2 protein-coding genes and 1 pseudogene are annotated in these 2411 nt (G+C 64.1%); 1 reads left to right on the top strand and 2 read right to left on the bottom strand.

The window, feature by feature from the left end; genetic code table 11:
• Window positions 1-347, bottom strand: a pseudogene (locus NEZ08_RS22935) (hypothetical protein); the annotation flags it as partial.
• Between the two features lie 199 nt (window positions 348-546).
• On the opposite strand from NEZ08_RS22935, the gene NEZ08_RS22930 reads away from it, so the two are divergent.
• Window positions 547-1746, top strand: coding sequence for an MFS transporter (locus NEZ08_RS22930; protein WP_298112203.1), 1200 nt, complete (start codon window positions 547-549; stop codon window positions 1744-1746).
• Here the strand turns inward: NEZ08_RS22930 and NEZ08_RS22925 are convergent.
• Window positions 1716-2411 (bottom strand): enolase C-terminal domain-like protein (locus NEZ08_RS22925; RefSeq protein WP_298112201.1); only part of this gene is annotated, 696 nt, incomplete at its 5' end. The two genes, NEZ08_RS22930 and NEZ08_RS22925, sit on opposite strands and share 31 nt — an antisense overlap.

Below are 2411 nucleotides of genomic sequence, written 5' to 3'. Positions count from 1 at the left end.
GCGCCTTTGCGCACCGGGGCCAGGTTTTGCTCGATTGCGAGCCCGTCGACGGCCGCATTGGCAGCGTCTCGCGCTTCGGCGAGCGCCGTTCGGAACGCTGCGAGGGCCTCATCGAGCAGGGGATCGCGCGCCGGCTTTTTTTGCGCGGCAATCGTTTCCTCGATCCGGGCCACGGCGTCGAGCACCATCTTGGTGTCGGCGTTGCGGTTGCGCTTGGCATATTCGCCGAGAAACCAGCGCCCTCGCGAGGTCTCCATGAACGCCTCTTTGATGGCGTCATAATCCTGCTCGCTCGGCTGGACCGGGCGCGCGGCGATCGGGGACAAGGCGAAGATTTCATCAGCCATGGCTAACTCATCCGCGCAAACGCTCGCGCGTCGAGTGAGTTACGGAAAAAGCCTGCCCCGGAACTGGATTGCGGGGTGGAAACCGGTTTTCCAAAAAGATCATGTTCAGGCAACAATTCCGGCGCGATCGTGATTCGACTTAAACCATCGCTTTAACTCTAACGATCACCACGATATCGCGCGAATCGCAATTGAATTGATGCCACTTCCGCCACAAATCCCCATCGCATCGCCGGCTGCCTCGCGGCGATTTGCCGTCAGCCTCGGCGCGTTCTACGGCGCGATCTTCACGGTTATCGGCTGCCACCTGCCGTTCTTTCCGGTGTGGCTGAAGGCCGTCGGGATCGACGCCGGGTGGATCGGCATCATCGCCGCGGTCCCGGCCGTGACGCGGTTTACCGTCCTGCCTGTCGTGACCGGCCTCGCCGAACGGCATGCTGCGGTGCGTGGCGCCATGATAGCGACCGCGATCGCCACCACCATCGGCTTTGCCGTGATCGGTACGCAGCATTGGCCGCTTGCCATATTGTTCGCTTATGCCCTGACGGCGGCGGTGTGGACACCGACGGTCCCGCTGACAGACGCCTATGCCCTGCGCGGTGTCGTGCGCTACGGCCTCGACTATGGGCGGCTGAGGCTATGGGGCTCGGCGACGTTCATCATTGGCGCGCTGGGATGCGGATGGCTCGCCGACCTGATCTCGGCGAAGCACCTGATCTGGATCATCACGGCGAGTGCCGCGCTGGGCGCGGTCGTCAGTCTCGGCTTGCAACCGCTGGACGGCCGCAAAACACGCATTACGACGCAACATGGCTCGGCCGCCTTGCTGCACGACCGCGGCTTTCTCGCAATCCTGGCGGCGTCCGGGCTGATACAAAGCAGCCATTCCACCTATTACGTCTTCGGCTCGATCACCTGGCAACTCGCCGGTCTCGGCGGCCTGACGATCGCGATGCTGTGGACGATCGGGGTTGTGGCCGAGATCGCGGTCTTTGCCTTGTCGCCCCGTTTTCCGGTGCAGCCTTCAACCCTGATGATCATAGGCGGATTAGGTGCGGTGGCACGCTGGCTGATCACGGCGCAGGAGCCGCCGGTCGCAGTTCTGGCCGTCGTGCAGTTGACGCACGGCCTGAGTTTCGCGCTGTCCCAGCTCGGCACGATGGGTCTGATGGTGAAACATGTGCCGATACCCGTGGTCACACGCGCGCAGGGCTATCTCGCTGCCAGCACGGGGATCATCTCTTCCAGCGCCTCGATCGTCGCAGGGTTGGTCTATATCCGTTATGGCCAAGGTGCTTACTACCCGATGGCCGTGATGGCGCTCGCGGGCGCCGCCATCATATGGGCTGCGCGGAAATCTTTTGCGGCTCACCCCCAGAGCGCAGCATCCGGCGGGTAGACCAGCGTGTCGTCGTAGCGCAGGCCGCAGTCGCGGTCCCGCGCCAGGAGCAGCGGGCCGTCGAGATCGACAAACCGGGCCTGTTGCGCGATCAGCATCGCCGGCGCCATCGCAAGCGACGTCGCCACCATGCAGCCGACCATGATATCGAAACCTTGCGCGATTACCGCATCCGCCAAGGCGAGGGCTTCGGTCAATCCGCCCGTCTTGTCGAGCTTGATATTGACGGCATCATAGCGGTCGCGAAGGCCATTGAGCGAGGCACGGTCATGCACGCTCTCGTCGGCGCAGACGGCAATTGGCCGCTTGATGCGGGCCAAGGCCGCATCGTGGCCGGCCGGCAGCGGCTGCTCGACCAGTGTCACGCCGGCGTGCGCGCAGGCCGAGAGATTCGCTTCGAGATTGGCTTCGGTCCAGGCCTCGTTGGCGTCGACGATCAGTTCGCAATCAGGCGCGGCCCTGCGCACGGCGGCAATCCGCGCCTCATCGCCTTGACCGCCGAGCTTGATCTTGAGAAGCGGCCGATACGCGGCCTTGCCGGCCGCGGCCGCCATCGTCTCCGGCGAGCCCAGCGAAATGGTATAGGTTGTCACGCGCGGGAGAGGGGCTGGACAGCCAAGCAGGTCCCATATCCGCTCGCCGCTTCGCTTCGCTTCAAGATCGAG

It is taken from the genome of Bradyrhizobium sp. (assembly GCF_027451485.1).
GTDB lineage: Bacteria > Pseudomonadota > Alphaproteobacteria > Rhizobiales > Xanthobacteraceae > Bradyrhizobium.
This window is presented reverse-complemented; position numbering and strand designations above follow the sequence as displayed.